This window comes from Pleomorphovibrio marinus (assembly GCF_003347495.1).
GTDB classification, from domain to species: Bacteria; Bacteroidota; Bacteroidia; order Cytophagales; family Cyclobacteriaceae; genus Pleomorphovibrio; species Pleomorphovibrio marinus.
This window is the reverse complement of the sequence record NZ_QCXY01000013.1, coordinates 107,378-131,200: the sequence shown is the minus strand read 5'-3', so window position 1 is coordinate 131,200 and position 23,823 is coordinate 107,378. Positions and strand designations below refer to the sequence as shown.

Sequence of the window (23,823 nt, the reverse complement as noted above, 5' to 3'; positions counted from 1 at the left end):
TTTTAATTGGTGGAGGGGCGTTTCGGGACACTTAGGTTGATCCATGATTGGTCCTTAAGCATTTTTCCAATATACAGGATCTGTCCTATGTGTGATGCATAATGTGCAAGCTGTCGGAGTAGAGCATCGTAAACAGAGTGGTTTTTACCATTGATTAGTACTTCTTTTTCCATGTCCGCTATGGTCAAATCCGAGATGGCTTCAAACAGGGTCATCCAACCTTCCTCCCACTTTTCCATTAGCTCTTTGGGCGAAATGTTCTCAGCCTCAAATTCGGCGTCCCGTTGCCTCCAGGGCTTTTCCCCATCACTGTTTAGAAAGTCGGTCCATCTGGACATCATGTTTCCCCAAAGATGTTTTACCAGAACACTTACCGAATTGGAATTGTCGTTGTACTGCCAATCCCATTTGTCCTTTGGTATCTGTTGCAATGCTTTCTCACCTAACTGCTTGTATTCCTTTAATATGCCTAAGGTGCTTTCAAGGAATTCTCGGTGCATGATGTTTGGATCCATACTTTTCAAGTTAGTCAGCCTAAAATTATGGCATATGGCTTGTAATCCCTATCATTTGTCAGGACTTTTTCCCTAGCCCAAATTGGAGGATGCGTTCGCTTTTCATCTGTTTATAATTGTTTTTCAGTGGTCAGATAGCCTGCCCCGGACTCGCTTCGGGGGAATCTCGCAACGATAATCATCCCCCCGTGTGTCGCTTGCGTCATGCCCTGACTGCCGTCAGGACAGGCTCGATTTCATGTGTTTATATTTGTTTTTTAATGGTCAGACCTGACTGCCATGCCTTCGGCAGGTAAACCGTCAGGAAGGTAGCTTGCCCCAGCCTGCCCCGAACTCGATTCGGGGAACTTGTTTGGGGGAATCTCGCATCTTCCCGATAGCCCCGTAGCTATCGGGGGGCATCCCATTGTGTGACGTGCTCGTCATGCCTGCCTGTAGACAGGCTCGATTTCAACTTATTTGAAGATTTTTTAACAAAAAGTCCTATTTTTGTGGGATATGCTATCCAAAAAAACCAAGTATGCCTTCCATGCTCTTACCTATTTGGGCAAAAACCAGGACAAGGGAGCCATCTTAATTCAGGAAATCTCTGAAAATTATGGCATCTCGCACAAATTCCTGGAAAACATTCTCTTGGAATTAAAAAAGGCCGGGTTTTTGGGTAGCAAAAAAGGAAAAGGGGGAGGGTATTACCTCATAAAGCCTCCTAATGAAATCGCTCTATCCAGAATTATCCGTCTGCTAGACGGTCCTATTGCCCTACTTCCCTGCGTTAGCCTCAACTACTATGAACCCTGTGAGGAATGCGAAAATCAAGAACGGTGTGGACTCAACAAAGTGATGATCAGGGTTAGGGACGAGACCCTCAAGATCCTTGAAATGAAAACTTTGCAGGACATTTTGGAAGAAGAATAATTTTTTTGCCATAAAGCCTATATAATTTGTAGGTTTTATGTACTTTTGTATTTGGAATAATCTAACAAGTTTGGACTGCCATGCAATTACAAGGTAGTCCAGCCTTATAAAATTTCGATAGGAATATGATAGATCATAGCAAGATCGAGGAATTATCCCAGCGGGTAGAGCATCTTGAACCTTCAAAAGGAATGGCATTACTGTGTGACCTATTCCCCGGCAAAGTAGTTTTTAGTACTTCTTTGGGACAGGAAGATCAAGTAATCACCGATATCATTGCCAGAAAGGAACTTCCAGTGGGAGTTTTCACATTAGATACGGGAAGGCTCTTCTATGAGACCTACGATCTGTTGGCCAGAACAATTATGAAATATGGCCTGGATATTAAAACTTACTATCCCAATACCCATTCAGTGGAAAAATTCGTAAGGGAAAAGGGAATTAACAGCTTCTACGACTCTGTGGATAACAGGAAAAGCTGCTGCTATATCAGAAAGGTAGAACCCTTGAAAAGAGCCTTGGCAGGAAATGAGATTTGGATCACCGGACTGAGGGCGGAGCAGAGCCCAAACAGGAAAAACATGAGGAAATTAGAGTGGGACGAGGGCAACAAAATATTGAAATATAATCCTTTATTGGATTGGACGATGGACGAAATGTTGGCTTTTATTAAAGCTAACAAAGTACCCTATAACCCCCTTCATGACAAAGGTTTTGTCAGTATTGGGTGTGCTCCGTGTACACGGGCAATAGACCCCGGAGAAGACCCAAGGGCCGGAAGGTGGTGGTGGGAAAGTTCCCACAAAGAATGTGGTTTGCATGAGCAAACTCCCTTGGCCAAGAATTCCTAGACCGATCCATTAATAATTCAAACCTAGAACGGAAAAAAAACATTGCAATGCAAAGCTTCAGAACAGAAATAGAAAATCCGGTAGTTGAGAAGGACATCATAGAGCTGGAAAAGAAGATATCCCTGTTTAGGGATGGAAAAATAGATGATGAGAAATTCCGAAGCCTTAGGCTGGCCAGAGGGATCTATGGGCAGCGGCAGCAAGGAGTACAAATGATAAGGATTAAGCTCCCCTATGGTAAGGTAAGCTCCGAGCAGCTCAACAGGATTTCGGATGTTTCCGATGAATACTCCACGGGCCGGCTCCACATTACCACCAGGCAGGATATTCAAATCCACTATGTAAGTTTGGACAGAACCCCAGAGTTATGGGCTGAACTGGATAAAGACAATGTCACCATAAGGGAGGCCTGCGGTAACACCGTGAGGAACGTAACGGCATCCGAAACCGCAGGGGTAGACCCCAAAGAACCTTTTGATGTGACTCCCTATGCCCATGCCACTTTTGAATACATGCTCAGGAATCCCATCTGCCAGGAAATGGGAAGGAAATTCAAAATTTCATTTTCCGCCTCTGAGGAAGACACCGCTTTAGGATACCTTCATGATTTGGGTTTTATCCCTCAAGTTAGGGAAGAAAACGGTAAAGAAGTGAGAGGATTTAAAGTACTTCTGGGAGGAGGATTAGGTTCTCAACCCAGGCATGCCGATGAGGTACATGAGTTTCTGCCTACTGATCAACTTATTCCATTTATAGAAGGAGTGGTAAGGGTCTTTGACCGACATGGGGAGAGAGCAAAGAGAATGAAGGCAAGGATGAAGTTCTTGATCAACAATTTGGGTATTGAAGGTTTTATGCAATTAGTGGAAGAGGAAAAAACTGCACTCCCCTATAAAACTTACCCAATTGATTACAAGAGTTATGAGGAAACACAAAAACTTCCCAACCCTCCATCTGTACAAACAGAAACGCCTTCAGACAATACCTACAAAAAGTGGCTGCTGACCAATGTGTTCCCCCAAAAACAAAAAGGGTTTGTATCCATAGGAGTAAAGGTTTATCTCGGAGATTTCAGAACTGACGTGGCAAGAAAATTGGCCAAGCTAATAAAGGATTATGCCAATAACGAAATCAGGCTTACCCTTCGGCAGAATATCCTCATCAGGGATGTAAGGGAAGATCTTATCCCCTTCTTTTACCAAGAACTGCAAAAACTCGGTTTCGCTGCCCATGGCTACAATACCGTGGGAGACATCACCGCTTGCCCCGGTACAGACACCTGCAACCTTGGAATAGCCAGCAGTACGGGTGCAGCCAGCATTTTGGAAAAAGTCATCCTTGAGGAGTATCCGGAGTTTTTGGTGGACAAAGATTTCAATATTAAAATTTCAGGGTGCATGAATGCCTGTGGGCAGCACAACATGGCTTCTATAGGGTTTCAGGGTATGTCCATTAAAGTAGGTAAAAAAGTGGCTCCTGCACTTCAAGTGTTACTTGGTGGAGCTACTTTTGGAAAAGGGAAGGGAAAATTTTCCGATAAGGTCATCAAAATACCCAGCAAGCGAGGTCCACAAGCCCTAAGGGCACTACTGGACGATTTTAAACAACACGCCAATGAGGGTGAGTCCTACCATGCCTTTTACGAAAGGATGGGCCAAATGTATTTCTACGAAATCCTTAAACCCCTTGCTAGTACCGAAGATCTGAAGGATGAAGACTTTGTGGATTGGGGAAATGAGGAGGCTTATGTAAAAGCCATTGGTGTAGGGGAATGTGCAGGCGTGGTCATCGATCTGGTTTCTACACTCTTGTTGGAGGCCAAAGAAAAGTTAGCCAACGCAGAGGATTCCCTAAAAGAAAGCAAATGGTCTGATGCTATTTATCATACCTATGCGGGAATAATCAATGCCGCAAAGGCCATCCTGACAGCAGAAGGAGTTAACACCAACTCTTATGCGAACATCGTAAAGCAGTTTGAAGAGGTGCTTGCTGAATCAGGTAAGATTAATGTAGGCGGAAAATTTTCTGATATAGTTTATCAGATTCAAAATAACGAGCCGAATGAATCTTTTGCTAGGTCCTATTATGCTGATGCTGAAAGGGTGTTTGAGCAAATTGATGCGTTCCGAGCCAAGGAAGTTCAGGTATGACAGAAAAAACCCATCCAAAAGTCACCTTGGTTGGTGCGGGCCCTGGAGATCCAGAACTGGTTACGCTAAAGGGCATATTGGCACTAAACAAGGCGGATGTAGTATTATATGATGCCCTCATCGATGCGGCTTTATTGAACCATGCCCCAGCGAAAGCGTTAAAAATATTCGTAGGTAAGAGGCATGGTCAAAGGACCCATCCCCAGGAAGAGATCAATCAGCTATGTGTAGCTTATGCAAAAAAGCACGGACACGTGGTTAGGTTGAAGGGAGGGGATCCATTTGTCTTCGGCAGAGGAGCTGAAGAAATCGATTTTATTGAGGGATATGGTATCCCTACCGAAGTAATTCCTGGGATAACCTCCGCTGTTGCAGTGCCGGCTTGTATAGGTGTTCCTGTGACTAAAAGGGGGGTTTCGGAGAGCTTTTGGGTAATTACTGCAACCACCTCCTCCGGAAACCTCTCCTCAGACTTGTATTTGGCCTCCCAATCTACTGCTACCGTAGTAGTTCTTATGGGTACCCGGAAACTCCCAGAAATTGTGCAAATTTATAGGCAATTAGGTCATGGTGAAATGCCCCTTGCCATTATCCAAAGCGGGACAACAAAAGAGGAATGTTCCGTTATCGGTTGCATGGAAGACATTGAAGAGAAAGCTGCTAAAATCGGTATTGGCCCTCCTGCAGTAATTGTAATAGGTGAGGTGGTAAGGGAGGCCAGAAAACTGAAAGATATCCATCAGGAATTAGAGATTAACGGAAAATTCGCTTGACCCCAACAGTTTCAAAAATGAATGAATTGTATCCCATATTTCTGAAAGTAAATCAATTGAACACCTTGATTGTAGGAGCGGGTTTTGTGGGGCTGGAAAAATTGTCTTTCCTTCTTAAATCAAGCCCCCAAGCCCATGTCACCATAGTTGCTAAGGAAGTTTCTGAAGAAATTTCCCAAATTGCCTCAGAAAATGAGCGGATCACCTTAATTCAAGACGCCTATCAGGAAAAATACCTGCTTGGAAAACACATCGTGATTGCGGCTACAGATGATAAAGCCGTAAACAAACAGATTTATCTGGATGCCAAAGAAAGGTATCTATTGGTTAATGTGGCAGACACTCCCCAATACTGTGATTTTTATCTGGGAGGCATTGTTACCAAGGGAAATGTAAAAATCGCCATCAGTACCAATGGCAAGTCTCCCACTACTGCCAAGCGATTGCGGCAGTTGTTCGAAGAAACCATCCCCGAGGATATCAACACAATGGTTGAGAATATCAATAAGTACAGGGAGACGCTTAAGGGAGATTTTGAATACAAGGTAGATGCACTTAATAAGTTGACAGAAGGCCTTGTTAAAAAAGAGGTAAAGGAATAATTTATGAAGGGGCCTAAGCCCCTTTCTTTTTTGCATTTTCCTCTTTGAGCTTTTTTATATAGCTCTTAATAACTTTCCATTTTTGGCTATCCGGCAATTTTTGCCTTTGAAACAGCCCATCTATACTCCAAAACATGATTACGGTGTGTTTATTCTAATTATACCTTATAAACAGTAATTTATACAAAAAGGTTGGGGTATTTTTTAAATTAAATCAAGAGGATACTTAGAAAAAGTAAATGCATATTTTGGAAATTTGAAGTCGAGCATACCGAAAACATCTCCAACAGGGTTGATAATAGGGGCAAGATTTTCAGGAATCAAGCTTGTCTGGTTGTTAGGAATGTTTGGGAGTGCAGTCGGTGGTGCCCCCCAAAAGACAAATATAAAGAGGTAAATAAAGGTGTTTTTGCATTATATTGAATAAAAATCCCTATGGTCATGGAAAACCCCAACTTAGATGCCCTTTTTCAATTGCAAAAGAAGAGTTTGCCTAGACTTAAAAACAGCAGCCCCAAAGAAAGAAAGGAAAAACTACTTGCGTTGAAGACCTGGATACTAGTACATAAAGAGGAGATAAGGTTCGCTGTTCATAGTGATCTCTCCAAACCTGCCACGGAAGTGGACATTTCGGAGATATCCATAGTTTTGCATGAAATAAGTCATGCGGTAAAGCACCTGAGCAGATGGATGAAACCAAAAAAAGTCAATACCCCCATTCAGTTCATCGGCACAAAGGGATTTATTCACTATGAACCCATGGGCAATTCTTTGATCATCTCCCCGTGGAACTACCCTTTCAATTTATCCATAGGGCCTTTGATATCTGCTATTGCAGCTGGATGTGCAGTAATCCTTAAACCTTCTGAATTTTCGCCCTCCACTTCCACGCTGATAAAGAAAATGGTGGCAGAGCTTTTTTCCATGGAGGAGGTTGCGGTAGTAGAAGGGGACAAATCAGTAGTTCAGGAGCTTTTGACGCTACCCTTCGATAAATTGTTTTTCACCGGTAGTCCCAAGACAGGCAAATTAATGATGGAGGCTGCTGCGAAGCACCACTTTGATATTACCTTGGAACTAGGGGGGAAATCACCAGTACTTTTGGATAGAGGATATTCTCTGAAAGATGCCGCAGAGAAAATTGCCTGGGCAAAATGGCTTAACTGTGGACAAACCTGCATTGCTCCGGATTATGTGCTGGTAAATGATCTGGATTACGAATCCATTTTGGATCATTTGGCAGAGACCGTGAAAAAGATGTACGACCACAAAGATAAAGGCATAAATAAAAGTGCTGATTATGCACGCATCATCAACAAGCAACACCATCTAAGGTTACAGCATTTGATTTCTGATGCCCTATCAAAAGGGGCAAAATGCTTTATGGGGGAAGTCCATGACCTTGAAACCCTATATTTTTCTCCAACTGTGCTTACACAAACCAACGAAAATATGGAAATCATGAAGGAGGAGATATTTGGCCCTATTTTACCGGTATTGAAGTATACTCTTCTTGAGGAAGCAGTATCTATTATCGGAAAGCTTCCCAAACCACTTGCCATGTACGTGTTCACTGAAGAAAGCTTTGTTAAGGATTATGTGCTAAGCAATACCAGTAGCGGGGGTGTTTGTTTTAATGATTGCGCGGTACAGTTTGGACATTCCTCCCTGCCCTTTGGAGGAGTAAATCAAAGTGGGTTGGGAAAATCACATGGTTTTTTTGGGTTTAAGGCCTTTTCCAATGAAAGAGCTGTCTTGCATCAGGGAACCTCCATAAACCTACTAAAAAGCGTCTATCCTCCCTATACCTTTAAATCCAAAAAAATCACCGATTTCTTTTTAAGGTGGGTTTAAAAAAGCCCCAGATCAAAGTTCCTCCAATTGCTTCAAATAGTCGTGGGCTTGCTGCATTATCTTGTCTTTGTCCTTTAGCCTCCCCAGGGTGCGATAAACAAAACCTATTCTTGGGTTTTTTTCAAGTTTATCCTTATTTCTCTCATAGAATGCCCAATACAGGCTATTGAAAGGACATGCATTTTCCCCGTACTTTTTTGCCTTTGAGTAGTGGCAAGTTGAGCAATAGTCACTCATCTTATCGATGTAGTTGGCACTGGACACATAAGGCTTCGTCCCCACAATTCCCCCATCTGCAAATTGACTCATACCTCTTGTATTGGTGATTTCCACCCACTCCACAGCATCAATGTATATACCTAAGTACCACTGATCCACCTCGTCTGGGTCTATACCCGCCAATAGAGCGAAATTCCCGGTGACCATCAACCTTTGAATATGGTGGGCATAGGCGTGACTAAGGGATTGACCGATACTATGCTTCAAGCAGTTCATTTGGGTTTCACCGGTCCAGAAGAATTTTGGTAGCGGGTTTTTGTTTCCAAAAAAATTTTTGGCAGCATAACCAGGCATCTCTGCCCAATAAACCCCACGCATAAATTCTCGCCATCCCAAAATCTGCCTGATAAAGCCTTCAACTTGAGAAATCCCATAGGTATCCGGATCACTTTTCCACCTTTTCTCCACTGCCTGTATTACTTCCAGGGGATGAATTAATTTGATGTTTAAGGCAAAACTCAAGCGGGAATGAAACAAATAAGGGGAGGCTGTATGCATTGCATCCTGAAAGTCACCAAACCGGGGGAGCAACTGCTCCAGAAAAAAATCCAACCATTTCAAGGCGCTTTCTCTGGTGCAGGGCCAATCTAACTTTGACGAGTCGCTCAGGCCTCCAATGGTCTTTACATTCTCCTTTCTCAGTAGTGAAATAAGCTCTGAAACATCAAGCCCCTCCTCTGGCAAGTTTTTTAGTAAAGAAGTATCCTTCAGCTTTTTTCTATTTTGCTCATCGTAGTTCCATCTACCGGATACGGGTTGATCCCCATCCATTAGGATATCGTACTCCTTTCTCATGTGCCGATAAAACGACTCCATAAGGTAATTTTTCTTTCCTTTAAAAAATCGGGATAAGTCCCCTCTGCTAGTCAAAAAATGTTCTGTATCAAAGGCTTTCGAGTCAATTTCAAGCTTTTCACAAAAGGCCTTCAGTTCACTGTCTAACCTGAATTCATCAGGCAACTGGTATTCAAACTTGCTTACTTCGTACTTTTCGATCAGAAAAAGAAGGTTTTCGTTTAGTTTATGAAGGTTTTCTTTGTGATCAAGGGTAAGATATTCCACTTCCAACCCCTTGCCTTTGAGCATTTCAGAAAAATTCCTCATGGACATAAAAAATGCCAGTATCTTCTGAATATGATGAACCACATAGTCCGTTTCTTGACGGATTTCCATCATCACATATACCACGTCCTTGGTATCTTCCCGGTACCAACTGTGTAGCTGGTTGAGTTGATCCCCCAAGATTAAACGAAGTACTTTTGCCATTTCCCAAAGCTTTTTGGAAACATAAGCGAAAAAAATCCCGGGATGTTTAAAAATTCCCGGGCAATTTTAAATGAGATGCTTCAAGCCTAAAAAAGAGATAGAAAAAAGCTGTTAATTCTATTACTTTTTGGTAAACACCGCTTGGTCTACGTTCAAAAGTTCAATGTAATCACCAAAATACTTGTTAAAAGTTTCGATTAGATGGGATAGGTCCCCACTAGTCATCTCATTGGTGATTCTTTGACAGTCCATACCAAGTGCTTGACAAAGTGTTTCGGCATATTCGAGCAGATCGTCCCCAATCTTGTCCGCATCGTTCTGATCTAGCTGAATCTGCATAATTGCCTTTGTTTTAGATGCCATTATTGTCATGTTTGTCTCCAGGTTTTTTGCTATTTTTCATCTTCCCCTCCTATCTCCAAGCTCACTAGCAATCGTTTCAAATTTTGATTTGGACATATTTACGTATCCCTTTGCCAACCTGGATGTCAAAGAGGCAAAGATTAAAAGCAGCATCAAGACCGAGGTCTTTTTTAACCAAGATTTTTGTTTTACAAATAAATAATTTTGTTTTTTGATTTTAAAAATAATATTTTATGTATCTCATATATAGGTAAATGATATTTTTAATATAATCCATATAAGGATAATTAATAAAATAAAACCCTAATTAGCAATATAAAAAAATGAAAAATTTAGAAAATATTTTTTATCAGCAAACAAACGCCATTTGTAAATTAAAATACGCAAAATATAAACCAATGTTAAATTGGAGAAAATTAACTTCAGAAATAGGATGTTGCTATTAGCAACTACCAATTTGCCAATTCCTGATTTCTCAAAATATCATCAAAGGTTTCTCTTTTTCTAATAAGGTGGTCTTTGCCGTTCAACAAGAGTACCTCAGCTGGCCTTAACCTTGAATTATAGTTGGAAGCCATACTGAACCCATAAGCCCCTGCATTTTTGATTGCAATAATGTCTCCTTCTTTGATCTCTTTCAACCTGCGATCAGCGGCGATAGTATCCGTTTCACAGATATAGCCTACGATGGTATAGACCCGGTCGGGGCCTTCCACTCTGGAGACATTTACCACATCGTGATAGGCATCATACATCATAGGCCTGAGCAGATGGTTCAAGCCTGAATCTACCCCCACGAAGGTAGTCGCCGGAGTTGATTTAATCACGTTTGCCTTCACCAGAAGTATTCCGCATTCGCTGACCAAAAATTTTCCAGGCTCAAACCAGATTTCCAGTTCCTTGCCGTATTCTTCACAAAATTCCCTAAAAGCCAAGGAAACCTTTTCTCCGAGTTCCTTTATATTCGTCGTAATGTCCCCTTGCTTATAACCAACCTTGAATCCACCACCAAAATCCAAAAATTGCAACTTTTTAAACTCCCTTGCAGCTTCAAAAAGAATTTCTGCGCCTTTCAGAAAAACTTCCGCATCCAAAATATCGGAACCAGTATGAACATGAAGCCCGATCACATTAAGGTTATAGGCGTCCACAACCCTAAGAACATGCTTTAACTGGAGGATGGATATCCCGAATTTGCTGTCTATGTGGCCAACAGAGATTTTTGCATTTCCTCCTGCCAAAATATGAGGGTTTAAGCGTATACAAATTGGAACGCTATCGCCATATTCGTTCCCAAAATGCTCAAGCATTGGAATATTGTCAATATTCACCATTACCCCCAGGCTTACTGCTTCCTGGATTTCCCCAAAAGAAACACAGTTTGGGGTATACATGATGTCCTTAGGTTCAAAACCTACATGCAAGCACAATTTTATTTCCTCAATAGATACGGCATCTACCCCTACTCCGCTGTCTTTTATGACTTTCAAGATATTGATGTTTGACAAGGCTTTGGTGGCATACTTAATCCTCATTTTCACGGTGGAAAAGGCCTCCTTCAGCGCAGTTACTTGCGATTGGATTTTTTCGCCATCGTACACATATAGCGGTGTGCCATATTTTCCGGCCAAATCTGTCAAATTTATGCCTTGAATCTTGTATTTTTGATCTATGACTTGCATGGTCTATTTTTTGAGGAAGCAAAGATAAGTAAAGAGCTGTAAAAAAAAAGCAGGAGCTAAACCTTCCATACACTCTTGCTTCCTAGTGTTAAAAAAAGTTAACCTTCTCATTGGCTGACTTATAAATAGTATTTTTGCATTATGTCCAAGACTAATATGAACATAATCATCCTATTGATGTCCTTGGCCTGCCTTGGGCTAATGGGCTTTCAGTTCTATTGGGTGACCAACGTATTAAAGATAAACAGGGAACGTTTTGAACAAAACGTCTTTCAGGCCATGGCGTATACCGCCGACAAGTTGGAAAAAAGTGAAACCAGTGAAATACTTCTAAAATCACTGGCCAGGGACACCATTTTCAGACAAACGCTATTTCAAAAAATCGAACCCATCCAGCTTCAGATCACAAGAAGACAAGTAGCGGTAAAAAGACCTTCCATGGTTGACTCCTTGCTGAGACAGCCGATTCCCCAAATTTCGCAAACCTTCCAAAAATTAATCGCTACCAAGGAAGGCGAGGTGAAGAGCTTTGAGGACATCGAAAAATACCTAGACATGCCCCCGTCAGAGGCCTCTTCCATATTTACCCCGGATGAGATGCAAATCCTGCTTCAGGAAAAAGAAAAGTACCTTGACCTAATCAGTAAACAGGACAGGAACTACAACAAGAGATCCTATGCTGCGGACAGACAGGAGTTGATGATAGAAGAATATAATGTTTCTAGGAATGTCGCCGAGACCATAATGCAGGTGAATATGAAGCTTGAGTTAGTGGATGTGGTTATTCATCAATTGCTATCCCAAAGCAAACAACATATACTGGCACGTGTAGATACGAGTGTGGTGAAAAAAGAAATCCAGGACCAACTTCACAAACGTGGCATACACCAACCATTTGAATTGGGAATTCTTGATTCCCGGCAGGAAGAGGTAATTAGTGTGGGCAATGTTAATGATGAAAACCGTCTAATAAATTCCAAAATTAGGGCTGAACTTTTCCCCAGTGATTTAATGGGCTTCAGCAATTTTTTAGTTATTAATTTCCCGAATCAAAAAAGCCATCTATTACAACAGATTTGGTTGCCCTTATTGAGTTCTCTTGTTTTTCTGGGAATCATTGTTTGTTGTTTTATTTACGCAGTTCAGGTAATTATAAAGCAAAAAAAACTTTCGGAGATAAAAAATGACTTTATCAACAACATGACCCATGAGTTTAAAACACCCATCAGCACGGTGAGTCTGGCCATAGAAGCCCTACAAGAGCCGGAATTGGCGCATGAGGAAAGGATAAGGACAAAGTACTTAGGAATCATCAAGGATGAAAACAAGAGGCTTGGCTCTCAAGTGGAGCAGGTATTACAGGCCGCGGCTCTGGATAAAAAAGACTTCAAATTAAAAGTCGAGGAAATAAATTTGGAAAGTCTGATCCTGTCTGTAAAAGAACAGTTTTCACTCATTGTCGAAAAAAGGGGTGGTGAAATACAGGTTGATTTTAAGGCAAATGCCCCCTATATGGAAGGTGACAAATTTCATTTGGCAAACATACTGAGTAATCTTCTAGACAATGCCAACAAATATTCAAAACAAGCTCCCCGTATAAGGATTTTGGTGGAAGAAAACGTGGATCATCTAATAATATCCATAAAAGACAGTGGTATTGGGATGAGCAAGGATGCCCAGAAAAAGATTTTTGACAAGTTTTATAGAGTGCCTACGGGCAACGTCCATGATGTTAAGGGATTTGGCTTAGGCCTTTCTTATGTCAAAACCATGGTTGAAGCACATAAAGGTACGGTTTATGTGGACAGTGACTTTGGAAAAGGAAGTACATTTACCATTAATCTTCCCAAAAAACAATGAGTAAAATAAAAATTCTTCTTGCAGAGGACGACCCAAACTTAGGTGATATCTTACAAGAGTACCTGACTCTCAAAGGTTATGACACCCTACTCTGCAAAGACGGTGAAGAAGCCTGGAATAAATTTAAAAAGGGCATTTTTCAATTATGTATCTTCGATGTGATGATGCCAAAAAAGGATGGTTTTACTTTAGGCAAAGAAATCAAAAAGATTGAGGAAGATATACCCATTATTTACCTGACTGCCAAAAACCTGAAAGAAGATGTGATTCAGGGACTAAAGATCGGTGCGGACGATTACATCACTAAGCCATTTAGTATGGAGGAACTCCTTCTCCGCATTACTGCTATCCTAAGGCGTACTCAGGTTAAAGAAGAGGTGAAGGAGTTGAAAATTTATAATTTTGGGGATTTCACCCTTCATTACGACCGGCAACTCCTTGAAAGCCCGAGAGGTAACCATAAACTCACTTCCAAAGAAAATGAGCTGATGAGGCTATTGGCTTCTGAACTTAACCAGACGGTAAGCCGTTCCCATGCCTTGAAACAAATCTGGGGAGACGACAGTTATTTTAATGCCAGAAGCATGGATGTCTATCTTAGTAAAATCAGAAAATTAATCAAAGAGGATCCCAAGGTTCAGATCATTACTCTTCATGGTGAAGGCTTCAAAATGGTGGAGCAGCAGGAGTCCTGAAAATCTCAGCACAGATTTTGCTGTTCTTATCCAAATAAACACTTTAAAATCTCCGTAGTTAAGGGGCAGTGTGGGTGCGGGGTAAACCAAAAAAGTCTTTGAATTTAATGCGTACACCTGAATATTCCGAAGTTTTAGTGTCAAGGCTGGAAGCTGATCAAGTGTTGGAAAGAGTCTCCTCTGCCACAGAACAGGAAGACGGCATGTCCTATTCCATCCCTCAAACCGGATCCTCCTTCCTATTCACTGGCAAAATTAAGGGCTATTCCTTTTTTATTTCTGAGAAAGTGGCAAAAGCAGATAGTTTCCTACCCCTTGTTGCAGGAAAACTAGAGCCCACCAACAAGGGGAGCATTTTATTTCTAGATTATCGTTTTTTCCCAAGCACAATATTCTTTTTGGGTTTTTGGAGTGTAGTCACAGCCTTATTGACCATTTTTTTCTTGGTAGTGCATCAAAACTGGTTATATTCCTTATTGAGTTTCTTCATTGGAGCTATCAATTATCTTTTTACCTGGAGCAATTTTAAAAGAAAAGTCAGGAGGTCACAGGGATTATTGCACCGGATGCTGGATGTTCAGTTTAAGGACTGATACCATATCTAATCTCCAATATATGCCTATTTCCCATGAAATGTAAGGCTTAGGTTGTATTTTAGCCTTTTCAAAATTGTAGGAAAATCAATCTATATAAAGAAATGAATCATAGAATAGAAAAAGACACAATGGGGCCTGTAGAGGTGCCTGCCGACAAATATTGGGGTGCACAGACCCAGCGCTCCATAAACAATTTTAAAATCGGTGGCCCAAGACACCAAATGCCCTTAGAAATCATTCATGCCTTTGCGGTTTTAAAAAAATCTGCCGCCCTCACCAATGCAGATCTTGGGGTACTGGCAACGGAAAAGGCGGAAGGAATCGCCAAAGTTTGTGACGAGATTTTGGAAGGCAAGCTGGATGACCAGTTTCCCCTGGTGGTATGGCAAACTGGCTCAGGCACCCAGTCCAATATGAATGTGAACGAGGTCATCGCATACAGAGCCCACGTGATGATGGGTGGGGACTTAAGGGATGAAAAGAAAAAAATCCACCCCAATGACGACGTGAATAAATCCCAATCCTCCAATGACACCTTCCCCACGGCCATGCACATTGCCGCCTACAAGAAAGTGGTGGAAACTACTATACCAGGTGTGGAGAAACTTAGGGACACCCTGAAGGCCAAATCAGAAAAATACATGGGGGTGGTAAAAATAGGAAGAACCCACTTTATGGATGCAACCCCACTTACCTTAGGGCAAGAGTTTTCGGGATATGTGGCCCAACTGGATCACGCCATAAGAGCTATTAAAAACACTTTACCGCATTTGTCGGAATTGGCACTTGGGGGCACCGCCGTGGGCACTGGTCTTAATACCCCGAAAGGGTATGCGGAGAAAGTTGCCAAAAAAATTGCGGAACTCTCTGGACTTCCCTTTGTAACTGCCCCGAATAAATTTGAATCCCTAGCAGCTCATGATGCCATGGTTGAAACACATGGAGCCTTAAAGCAGCTGGCGGTAAGCTTGATGAAAATAGCGAATGACATCCGAATGCTATCTTCTGGTCCAAGGTCTGGCATTGGGGAGATCCTTATTCCAGAAAATGAACCAGGTTCCTCCATTATGCCAGGAAAGGTCAATCCCACCCAGGCTGAAGCACTGACTATGGTATGTGCACAGGTTATAGGAAACGACACTGCAGTTTCGGTTGGAGGATCAAATGGGCATTTTGAGCTCAATGTTTTTAAGCCTATGATGGTGAATAACCTGCTGAGTTCTGCTACCTTGTTAGGGGATGCCTGTGTCTCTTTTAACGACAATTGTGCGGTGGGCATAGCTCCAAACGAACCCTTTATAAAACGCCATCTGGAAAATTCCTTAATGTTGGTGACAGCACTAAACCCACATTTAGGTTATGAAAATGCGGCTAATATTGCTAAGAAAGCCCATAAAGAAGGAACAAGTCTAAGGGAAGCTGCAATCGACCTTGGGCTTTTGACCAGTGAAGAATTTGACACCTGGGTAAAGCCCGAAGAGATGACGGGTGGTCTTAAAAATTGATACTAAGGGGCCACAAAACTGGCCCCCTTTTTCTTTTCAGCGGTCATATAGCTTGCCCCGAACTCGTTTCGGGGAATTTATTTCGGGAGAATCTCGCAATCTTAATCATCCCACCGTGTGAGGTTTTCCTCATGCCTGACTGCCATCCAGGCAGGCTCGATTTCATTGCCTTAAAAGAACAAATCAGCCCGTTTTTTGCGTTTTTTTTGTTAACTTTCATTTATTGAATAGTCATTTTCTTAACTACCAACTATTTGTCTCATGAAACCAAAATTAAACAATCTATTTATTTTCACTTTATTGGTGTTTTTGATGATCCCCTTTATTTCCCAAGCACAGCTTTCTAAAGAGGAAAAGAAAAAGTGGAAAAGGGAACGGAGAGCACTGAGTCCGGAGGAGCTAAAACAAATGGTAGAGGAAAAGGAAAAATTGGCTTCCATGGAAGATTCTTTAAGAGATGCTAATTCCCGCCTTGAGCGCAAACTTGAGCAGCAAGAAAAAAGTACCGGTACCCTAAGAGACCGCCTAAGTCAACTTGAGAAAGAAAATCAATCCCTTTCACAAAAGGTAAAAGCAAATGATGGCCAAATAGATGAGGCCACTACCAATCAAGAAAAGGATCGTTGGAATGAGGGTGTAGCATTTAGGGTTCAGATAGGAGCCATTGAAGAAAAGGATGCCCAGTCCTTCGCACAAGGGAGCCCAAATCTGGATATCACGATGGAAGATGGCTTCTTAAAATACCTGGTCGGTTATTTTAGGGATTACGAGGAAGCCGATAAGTTAAAAAAAGAGCTGAGGAAATTAGGGCTAAAAGGGGCCTGGGTAGTTCCTTTTAAAGATGGCAATAGGGTTCCTCTAAAAGAGGTCCTTTCTACTTTAGATTAAATATTTGGTAAGACCCTGATCTTTTACCTATTAGGTTTTTAAAGCTTTTCCCTTTAGAACAATTGTCTGCATTTTTCAGCAAACTAGCCTATTGTTTCGTAATTTAGTCACTATGGACTTTAGGTGGAAAATTAAAGATAAGGCAGAAGCTGTAAAAGTGGAACTGCTAAGTCAAGAAATAAATGTAAACCCAACGTTGGCCAACGTTTTGGTCAACAGGGGTGTGGACAATTTCCAAAAGGCCAAAAACTTTTTCCGTCCTGACCTCGACAAGCTCCACGATCCTTTTTTGATGAAGGACATGGAAAAAGCGGTAACCCGACTGCAGAGTGCCATTGAAAATAAGGAAAAAATCCTCGTTTATGGTGACTACGATGTGGATGGGACCACATCTGTGGCCATGTTTTTAGGGTTTCTTTCTGAATTTTATGATTTGGTGGATTTTTATATTCCTGACCGTTATAAAGAAGGATATGGTGTATCCGAAAAAGGTATTCGGTATGCTGCCGAAAATGGTTTTAGATTAGTGGTGTCACTGGATTGTGGGATAAAGGCCATCGACAGGGTCCAGCTCGCTAATTCACTTGGTCTGGACTTCATCATATGTGATCACCATACCCCTGGGGAAGTCCTCCCAGATGCGGTAGCGGTTTTAGATCCAAAAAGGAGGGATTGTGACTATCCTTTTAAAGAGCTTAGCGGGTGCGGGGTAGGGTTTAAGTTGATCCAAGCCTTTTCCCAACGCACTGGCAGGGATCTGGACAAAATGTACGGTTATTTGGATTTGCTTGCCGTCAGCATTGCTTCGGATATTGTCCCTATTCAAGGCGAAAACAGGATTTTTGCTTTCTACGGGATAGAGAGGATCAACAACAACCCTAGGCCAGGGCTGAAGGCCTTGATCTTAAAAGGAAAGGTTGCAAAGGATATAGACATCACAGACATTGTGTTCAAGATAGGCCCAAGGATAAACGCTTCAGGCAGAATAGAACATGCCAAAGCTTCCGTAGAGTTACTTTTATCCAAGGATTTGGACGAGGCCGTTAGAAGGGCCGAACTCGTGGAGGATGTTAACAGCACGAGAAAGAACTTTGATGAAAACATCACTCGTGAAGCCCTTCAGATGATTGCAATTCGAGAGGCCAATGGGTCCAAGAAAAGTACGGTCCTATATAAGCACAATTGGCACAAAGGGGTGATAGGAATAGTGGCATCCAGATGTATAGAAAAATATTACAGGCCAACCATAATCCTGACAGAGTCCAACAATAAGGCCACAGGAAGTGCAAGGTCGGTGTTTGAGTTTGATATTTATGAAGCCATTGCCGCCTGCAGTGATCTATTGGAGCAGTTTGGGGGGCACAAATATGCAGCGGGACTCACCCTCTCTGTAGAAAATGTACCTGCATTTCAGGAAAGATTTGAGCAAGAAGTTAGTGCCCGGATCCAAGACAACCACCTAAGGCCTACCCTGGAAATTGATGACGAGCTGCTACTTGATCAGATTAATTTTAAGTTTTATAACATCCTAAGACAAATGGCTCCTTTTGGCCCAGGAAATCCTGAACCCATATTTTGCGCCTATCAGGTATATGCAGAAAACATTCGGATTTTGAAAGAAAAACATTTGAGATTTGAAATCGTGCAAGATGGACAAGAAACAAGGCCAGTATGCATAGGTTTTGGGTTTGCCAAATACTATGATTTCATTAAGAGTAAAATGCGGTTTAATATTGCATTTGAAATGAGGGAAAACACATTTCGGGACCTCAGCACCCTTCAATTAAATGTGAAGGATATAAAATTTGATTAAAAGATGATTTTAAAAGCAAATAACCTTGTCAAGATTTATAAGAGAAAGCGTGTGGTAAACGACATCTCGGTTCAAGTGGAACAAGGAGAGATTGTGGGGTTACTGGGTCCCAATGGAGCTGGAAAGACAACCTCTTTCTACATGATCGTGGGATTGATTAAACCGAATAGCGGCAAGGTGTATTTGGACGAACGGGAAATCACATCGCTACCTATGTACAAAAGAGCAAAACTGGGTATAGGATATCTTGCGCAGGAGGCATCTGTATTCCGGAAATTGACTGTGGAAGAAAACATCATGGCTGTCCTTGAAATGACAAATTTGCCAAAGAAGGAACAAAAAGAGATCACTGAAAACTTGCTGGAGGAATTTAGCTTGACTCACGTACGTAAAAACCTTGGAATGGTGCTTTCTGGTGGCGAAAGAAGAAGGACGGAAATAGCCCGTGCATTGGCTGTGAACCCTAACTTTGTGTTACTTGATGAGCCTTTTGCAGGGGTGGATCCCATAGCTGTGGAAGAAATCCAGACCATAGTAGCAAAGCTTAAAAATAAAAATATTGGGATTTTGATTACAGACCATAACGTGAATGAAACGCTTTCCATCACGGACAGGGCCTACCTTATGTTTGAGGGTAAGCTGTTGAAAGCCGGTACCGCTGAGGAGTTAGCAGCCGACGAACAGGTGCGAAAAGTGTATTTAGGGAAGCATTTTGAGTTAAAAAGAAAAATTTAATCAGGAGATTATGGAAGTGATCAATACTTTTATGACTTGGATTTTCAGGAGCAGAATCGGCCAGATAGAACGGTTCAAGTCCAACCCCATTGAGGTACAACAGGAGATCCTTTTTAAATTAATTCATGCCGCAAAGAACACGCAGTTTGGCACAAAATATGGATTTGGTCAAATTTCCTCTTACAGGGATTTTGCCAGCCAGGTTCCAATCCATGATTATGAACAAATCAAACCCTATATAGAACAAACCATGAAGGGGGACCAACGGATACTTTGGCCCACCGACATAGAATGGTTCAGTAAGTCCTCCGGCACCACTGGCTCAAGGAGTAAGTTTATTCCTGTTTCCACGGAGTCTTTGGAAGATTGCCATTTTAAGGGAGGAAAGGACATGATTTCCTTATATATCAACAATTTTCCCGACACCAAACTTTTTACCGGCAAGAGTCTTTCCATAGGAGGCAGCCACCAAGTGAATGAGTTAGACGGGAACAAGAATAGTTTTTTTGGGGATATTTCTGCTGTAATCATGCAGAACTTACCACTTTGGGCCCAGTTCGCCAGAACTCCAAGCCTTGAAACAGCACTTATGGGCGAATGGGAAGCCAAAATGATTAAAATGGCTGAAGAAACCATTGAGGAAAACGTAACCAGCATTACCGGTGTGCCTACTTGGACCCTGGTGCTTTTACAAAAAATACTAGAAATCACGGGAAAAAACCATATTGGAGAAATTTGGCCAAATTTGGAGGTTTTTTTCCATGGTGCTGTTGCATTTGGGCCCTATAGGGAGCTTTTCAAAAAGTTGATTCCCATCCCCAAAATGCGCTATATGGAGACCTACAACGCCTCCGAGGGTTTTTTCGGGATTCAGGATCAGCCTGATTCCGATGAGTTGCTTCTGATGTTAGACTATGGCATTTTTTATGAATTCATCCCGATGGAGGATTGGGAAAAAGAAAACCCCCAAGCCTTACCACTCGAAGACGTAAAAACAAACAGGAATTACGCCATGATCATATCCACCAATGGAGGGTTGTGGCGGTATAAAATTGGGGACACCGTAAAGTTCACGTCCATAAAACCCTACAGGATCAAAATTTCTGGACGCACCAAACATTTTTTGAATGCATTCGGTGAGGAAATCATTGTGGAAAACGCTGAGAGAGCCATTGAGCTGGCCTCTCAAGCTACAGGAGCGGCTATCAAAAACTTTACTGCCGCACCAGTTTATTTTGGTGAAAATGGCACCAAAGGGAGCCATGAATGGATAGTGGAATTTGCCATTCCTCCTAATGACAAAAATGCTTTTTCCAAAAAGCTTGACGAAAATTTACGTGAGCTGAATTCGGATTATGATGCCAAAAGGTATAGGGACATGGCTTTGCAACCTCCCATTGTTCATTTTGCGAAGGAGGGCACCTTTGAAAACTGGCTTAGATCCAAAGGCAAGTTAGGGGGACAAAACAAGGTCCCACGCCTTTTCAACAGCAGGGATTATTTGGAAGATATACTTTCGTTTATCCAATAAAAATTGAACAATTTCAATCCTGAGCCATTAGGGAAATAGTGATATGAACAACATATTTTTGACCGTATAAACACCATCTCACTATTGACCTCAGGTCAAAAAACCCGTTCCAACTTTGTATAGGCTTAGTGCTCATCAAATTGCTGAGTTTATCCACATTTATCAACAATTATCCACATAACATTTACTTAACATGTTAATTTGTTGATTTATAACTACTTATGCGTATATTCAAAAAATACAATTTGTGGATAAATAGCTGGATTTGAGGTCATACAACGACTTCGCTTAATTTTTTGGTTAAAAAACTGAGTTTTTTTCGAAAAACTGGCTATTTATTTAAATAATTATTCGAAGATGTAATTATGGTACTAATTTGTGCCCGTTATGTTCCGGATTCGAGCTTTTTTGCTTCCTCCCAATATTTATCCATATCACTCAAACTCATTTCGCTTAGTACTTTTCCCGCTTGCCTGGAGGAGCTCTCCAAGTACTGAAACCTTCTAATAAATTTACGGTTGGTCCTTTCCAGTGCCTCTTCTGGGTTTACTTCTATAAACCTCGCATAGTTGATTAAGGAAAACAACAAATCTCCAAATTCAGCACTTGCCCTTTCTATATCGATCACCCCATTGGATTCTGCATCGTTGACTTCTTTGAATTCACGCATCTCCTCTTCTACTTTCTCCCAAACCTGAGCTTTCTCCTCCCAGTCAAACCCAACCCCTCTGGCTTTTTCTTGAATACGCATGGCCTTTATAAGTGCCGGAAGGGATTTTGGAACACCCCCAAGTACACTCTTGTTTTTTTCTCCTTTTTCCTGAAGCTTTATTTTTTCCCAATTCTGTTTGACTGCTTCCTCGTCTTTCGCTTCTGTTTCCCCATATATGTGAGGATGCCTTCGAATCAATTTCTCGTTTATTGCTTTGATGACATCCTCAATATCAAACTCTTTTTTTTCCTCCGCTATTTTGGCATAAAAAACCAAGTGAAGTAGCAAGTCCCCAATTTCTTTCTTAACCTCCTCGAAGTCTCCCTCCATAATGGCATCTGAAAGTTCAAAGGTTTCCTCTATTGTCAAGTGCCTGAGGCTTTCCATGGTCTGTTTTCTGTCCCATGGACATTTTTCCCTTAGCTCTTCCATAATATTCAGTAACTCTTCGAAGGCTTTGAGCCTAGCCTCTTTCCTATTGCTTTGATTCATGGTGTGGAAACTAATGCTTATCGGTTAACGTTTTGAAAGTATTGTGTAAATTTGTAGAAATTAATTTATTATGACAACTGTATATTTGACACTGGCCTTTGTTGCATTATTCTTTATCATGATGTCAGTGCGACTTATCTTTTTGAAGGATGGCCAATTCAAGGGAACCTGTGCCTCACAGAATCCCTATCTTAATAAAGATGGGGATACCTGCGGATATTGTGGAAAGAAGGTGGATCAAGAATCCGCCTGTGGCAACCCTGACAATGAAGTGGATAAGGCCATGGCTAAATTTAAGTGATCTTGGAGTAACAGTATTACTTAATTTTTCATTCAACTAACCATTTTATTTTAGTGGCATTAATAAAGTCAATATCTGGAATCAGAGGTACCATAGGTGGAAAGCCTGGAGAAGGTTTGTCTCCCTTGGACATCGTTAAGTTTTCAGCTGCCTATGGGCAATGGGTGTTAGATACCTCACAAATTCCCAAAGTAGTTATTGGCAGGGATGCCCGTATCTCAGGTAGCATGGTTTCCCAACTTGTCAGTGCCACTCTTCAGGGAATGGGAATCCACGTCATAGATTTGGGTCTGAGTACCACCCCTACAGTAGAACTTGCTGTACCTTGGGAAAATGCAGGAGGGGGCATTATTATCACTGCAAGCCATAATCCCATACAATGGAATGCCCTTAAACTTTTGAATCAACATGGAGAATTTATTAATTTTGAAGAAGGGGAGAAGGTATTACAAATCGCTGAAAAAGAAGAGTTTTCATTTGCAACTGTCAAAAAACTGGGGAGTTACACCCTGAGAGAGGACTATTTCGACAAACACATCGCCCATGTATTGAACCTTGAGTTGGTGGACAAGGAAGCGATCGCCGCCAGAAATTTCAAGGTCGTTATAGATTGTGTCAATTCCACAGGGGGTATCGTAATTCCAAAATTGCTAAAAGCTTTGGGAGTGGAAACGGTAGAAGGACTATTTACTAAGGCAGATGGTAATTTCGCGCATAATCCGGAGCCCCTGCCAGAGCACCTCAGGGATATTTCTCAAAAACTACAAAACGGATCTTATGATTTGGGAATTGTGGTAGATCCTGATGTGGACAGGTTAGCCCTATTAAACGAAGATGGAAGCTTTTTTGGGGAAGAATACACCTTGGTAGCCGTGGCAGATTATGTGCTTTCGCATAAAACCGGAAACACTGTTTCCAACCTAAGTTCTACTAGGGCGCTCAAAGACGTTACCCTAAAAAGGGGAGGGAATTATTTTGCCTCCGCTGTTGGAGAGGTGAACGTAGTGGATAAGATGAAGGAAATGGAAGCCGTAATTGGGGGTGAGGGTAATGGAGGTGTCATTTATCCTGATTCTCATTACGGAAGGGATGCTTTGGTAGGGATAGGATTGTTTCTGACCCACTTGGCCAAATTTGGCAAAACCATAAGCCGACTACGGGCAACTTATCCCAACTATCATATCTCAAAAAATAAAATTGAGCTAACCCCACAAATTGACGTGGATCATATATTAGAAGAAATTAAAAACAAATACAGTAAACATCCCATTAATGATGTAGATGGAGTAAAAATAGAATTTGAAAAGGAATGGGTTCACTTGAGAAAATCAAACACCGAGCCCATCATTCGAATTTACTCCGAATCCGAAACATCAGTAACCGCAGATCATTTAGCAAACAAACTTATCTCAGATATCAAAGAGATTGTATCTTCTGTAAAGTGA

Annotated in this window: 21 protein-coding genes; 16 read left to right on the top strand and 5 right to left on the bottom strand. The window is 41.6% G+C overall.

What is annotated here, in order from left to right; genetic code table 11:
- Window positions 1–2: 2 nt before the first annotated feature.
- Entirely contained in the window at window positions 3–515 is a 513-nt protein-coding gene (locus DB520_RS24305; protein WP_232835132.1) for a DUF1572 family protein, read from the bottom strand.
- 498 nt (window positions 516–1,013) lie between these two features.
- Here DB520_RS24305 and DB520_RS24300 point away from each other — a divergent pair, with 498 nt between their 5' ends.
- The 6 genes from DB520_RS24300 (at window position 1,014) to DB520_RS24275 (ending at window position 7,660) form a co-directional block, all read left to right on the top strand.
- Window positions 1,014–1,430, top strand: a complete 417-nt coding sequence (locus DB520_RS24300) for an RrF2 family transcriptional regulator (protein ID WP_114752387.1) — start codon at window positions 1,014–1,016, stop codon at window positions 1,428–1,430.
- A 125-nt stretch (window positions 1,431–1,555) separates the two neighbouring features.
- Window positions 1,556–2,281 (top strand): phosphoadenylyl-sulfate reductase, encoded by a 726-nt coding sequence (locus tag DB520_RS24295; RefSeq protein WP_114752386.1) that lies wholly within the window; start codon window positions 1,556–1,558, stop codon window positions 2,279–2,281.
- A gap of 47 nt (window positions 2,282–2,328) precedes the next feature.
- A complete protein-coding gene (locus DB520_RS24290) occupies window positions 2,329–4,431 on the top strand; it encodes a nitrite/sulfite reductase (RefSeq protein ID WP_114752385.1) in 2,103 nt (700 codons plus the stop codon).
- Window positions 4,428–5,204, top strand: a complete 777-nt coding sequence (gene cobA / locus DB520_RS24285) for a uroporphyrinogen-III C-methyltransferase (RefSeq protein ID WP_114752384.1) — start codon at window positions 4,428–4,430, stop codon at window positions 5,202–5,204. The genes DB520_RS24290 and cobA overlap by 4 nt, the downstream gene beginning before the upstream one ends.
- Before the next feature lie 17 nt (window positions 5,205–5,221).
- Window positions 5,222–5,806, top strand: a complete 585-nt coding sequence (locus tag DB520_RS24280; RefSeq protein WP_114752383.1) for a precorrin-2 dehydrogenase/sirohydrochlorin ferrochelatase family protein — start codon at window positions 5,222–5,224, stop codon at window positions 5,804–5,806.
- 441 nt (window positions 5,807–6,247) lie between these two features.
- A complete protein-coding gene (locus DB520_RS24275) occupies window positions 6,248–7,660 on the top strand; it encodes an aldehyde dehydrogenase family protein (protein WP_232835131.1) in 1,413 nt (470 codons plus the stop codon).
- Between the two features lie 12 nt (window positions 7,661–7,672).
- On the opposite strand, the gene DB520_RS24270 is transcribed toward DB520_RS24275, so the two are convergent.
- The 3 genes from DB520_RS24270 to lysA form a co-directional block, all read right to left on the bottom strand.
- Window positions 7,673–9,205 (bottom strand): cryptochrome/photolyase family protein, encoded by a 1,533-nt coding sequence (locus tag DB520_RS24270; RefSeq protein WP_114752381.1) that lies wholly within the window; start codon window positions 9,203–9,205, stop codon window positions 7,673–7,675.
- A gap of 120 nt (window positions 9,206–9,325) precedes the next feature.
- Window positions 9,326–9,568, bottom strand: a complete 243-nt coding sequence (locus DB520_RS24265; RefSeq protein ID WP_232835130.1) for a hypothetical protein — start codon at window positions 9,566–9,568, stop codon at window positions 9,326–9,328.
- A 449-nt stretch (window positions 9,569–10,017) separates the two neighbouring features.
- Complete coding sequence (gene lysA, locus DB520_RS24255) at window positions 10,018–11,250, bottom strand: diaminopimelate decarboxylase (protein WP_114752379.1); 1,233 nt, start codon at window positions 11,248–11,250, stop codon at window positions 10,018–10,020.
- Window positions 11,251–11,391: 141 nt separating this feature from the next.
- On the opposite strand from lysA, the gene DB520_RS24250 reads away from it, so the two are divergent.
- The 8 genes from DB520_RS24250 (at window position 11,392) to DB520_RS24215 (ending at window position 20,873) form a co-directional block, all read left to right on the top strand.
- Entirely contained in the window at window positions 11,392–13,110 is a 1,719-nt protein-coding gene (locus DB520_RS24250; protein WP_114752378.1) for a sensor histidine kinase, read from the top strand.
- Window positions 13,107–13,805 (top strand): response regulator transcription factor, encoded by a 699-nt coding sequence (locus tag DB520_RS24245; RefSeq protein ID WP_114752377.1) that lies wholly within the window; start codon window positions 13,107–13,109, stop codon window positions 13,803–13,805. The genes DB520_RS24250 and DB520_RS24245 overlap by 4 nt, the downstream gene beginning before the upstream one ends.
- Before the next feature lie 107 nt (window positions 13,806–13,912).
- Window positions 13,913–14,398 (top strand): hypothetical protein, encoded by a 486-nt coding sequence (locus DB520_RS24240; RefSeq protein ID WP_114752376.1) that lies wholly within the window; start codon window positions 13,913–13,915, stop codon window positions 14,396–14,398.
- A 104-nt stretch (window positions 14,399–14,502) separates the two neighbouring features.
- Window positions 14,503–15,906 carry a class II fumarate hydratase gene (fumC, locus tag DB520_RS24235; protein ID WP_114752375.1) on the top strand — a complete coding sequence of 468 codons (1,404 nt, stop codon included), beginning with the start codon at window positions 14,503–14,505 and terminating at the stop codon, window positions 15,904–15,906.
- A gap of 261 nt (window positions 15,907–16,167) precedes the next feature.
- Complete coding sequence (locus DB520_RS24230) at window positions 16,168–16,794, top strand: SPOR domain-containing protein (protein WP_114752374.1); 627 nt, start codon at window positions 16,168–16,170, stop codon at window positions 16,792–16,794.
- A gap of 112 nt (window positions 16,795–16,906) precedes the next feature.
- Window positions 16,907–18,607 (top strand): single-stranded-DNA-specific exonuclease RecJ, encoded by a 1,701-nt coding sequence (gene recJ / locus DB520_RS24225; protein WP_114752373.1) that lies wholly within the window; start codon window positions 16,907–16,909, stop codon window positions 18,605–18,607.
- Window positions 18,608–18,610: 3 nt separating this feature from the next.
- Window positions 18,611–19,342 (top strand): LPS export ABC transporter ATP-binding protein, encoded by a 732-nt coding sequence (gene lptB, locus DB520_RS24220; RefSeq protein WP_114752372.1) that lies wholly within the window; start codon window positions 18,611–18,613, stop codon window positions 19,340–19,342.
- A gap of 10 nt (window positions 19,343–19,352) precedes the next feature.
- Window positions 19,353–20,873 carry a GH3 auxin-responsive promoter family protein gene (locus DB520_RS24215; protein WP_114752371.1) on the top strand — a complete coding sequence of 507 codons (1,521 nt, stop codon included), beginning with the start codon at window positions 19,353–19,355 and terminating at the stop codon, window positions 20,871–20,873.
- Window positions 20,874–21,258: 385 nt separating this feature from the next.
- On the opposite strand, the gene mazG is transcribed toward DB520_RS24215, so the two are convergent.
- Window positions 21,259–22,077, bottom strand: a complete 819-nt coding sequence (gene mazG / locus DB520_RS24210; protein ID WP_114752370.1) for a nucleoside triphosphate pyrophosphohydrolase — start codon at window positions 22,075–22,077, stop codon at window positions 21,259–21,261.
- Between the two features lie 70 nt (window positions 22,078–22,147).
- On the opposite strand from mazG, the gene DB520_RS24205 reads away from it, so the two are divergent.
- Together DB520_RS24205 and glmM are read left to right on the top strand one after the other, a co-directional pair.
- Window positions 22,148–22,378 (top strand): hypothetical protein, encoded by a 231-nt coding sequence (locus tag DB520_RS24205; protein ID WP_114752369.1) that lies wholly within the window; start codon window positions 22,148–22,150, stop codon window positions 22,376–22,378.
- Between the two features lie 53 nt (window positions 22,379–22,431).
- Entirely contained in the window at window positions 22,432–23,823 is a 1,392-nt protein-coding gene (gene glmM / locus DB520_RS24200) for a phosphoglucosamine mutase (RefSeq protein ID WP_114752368.1), read from the top strand.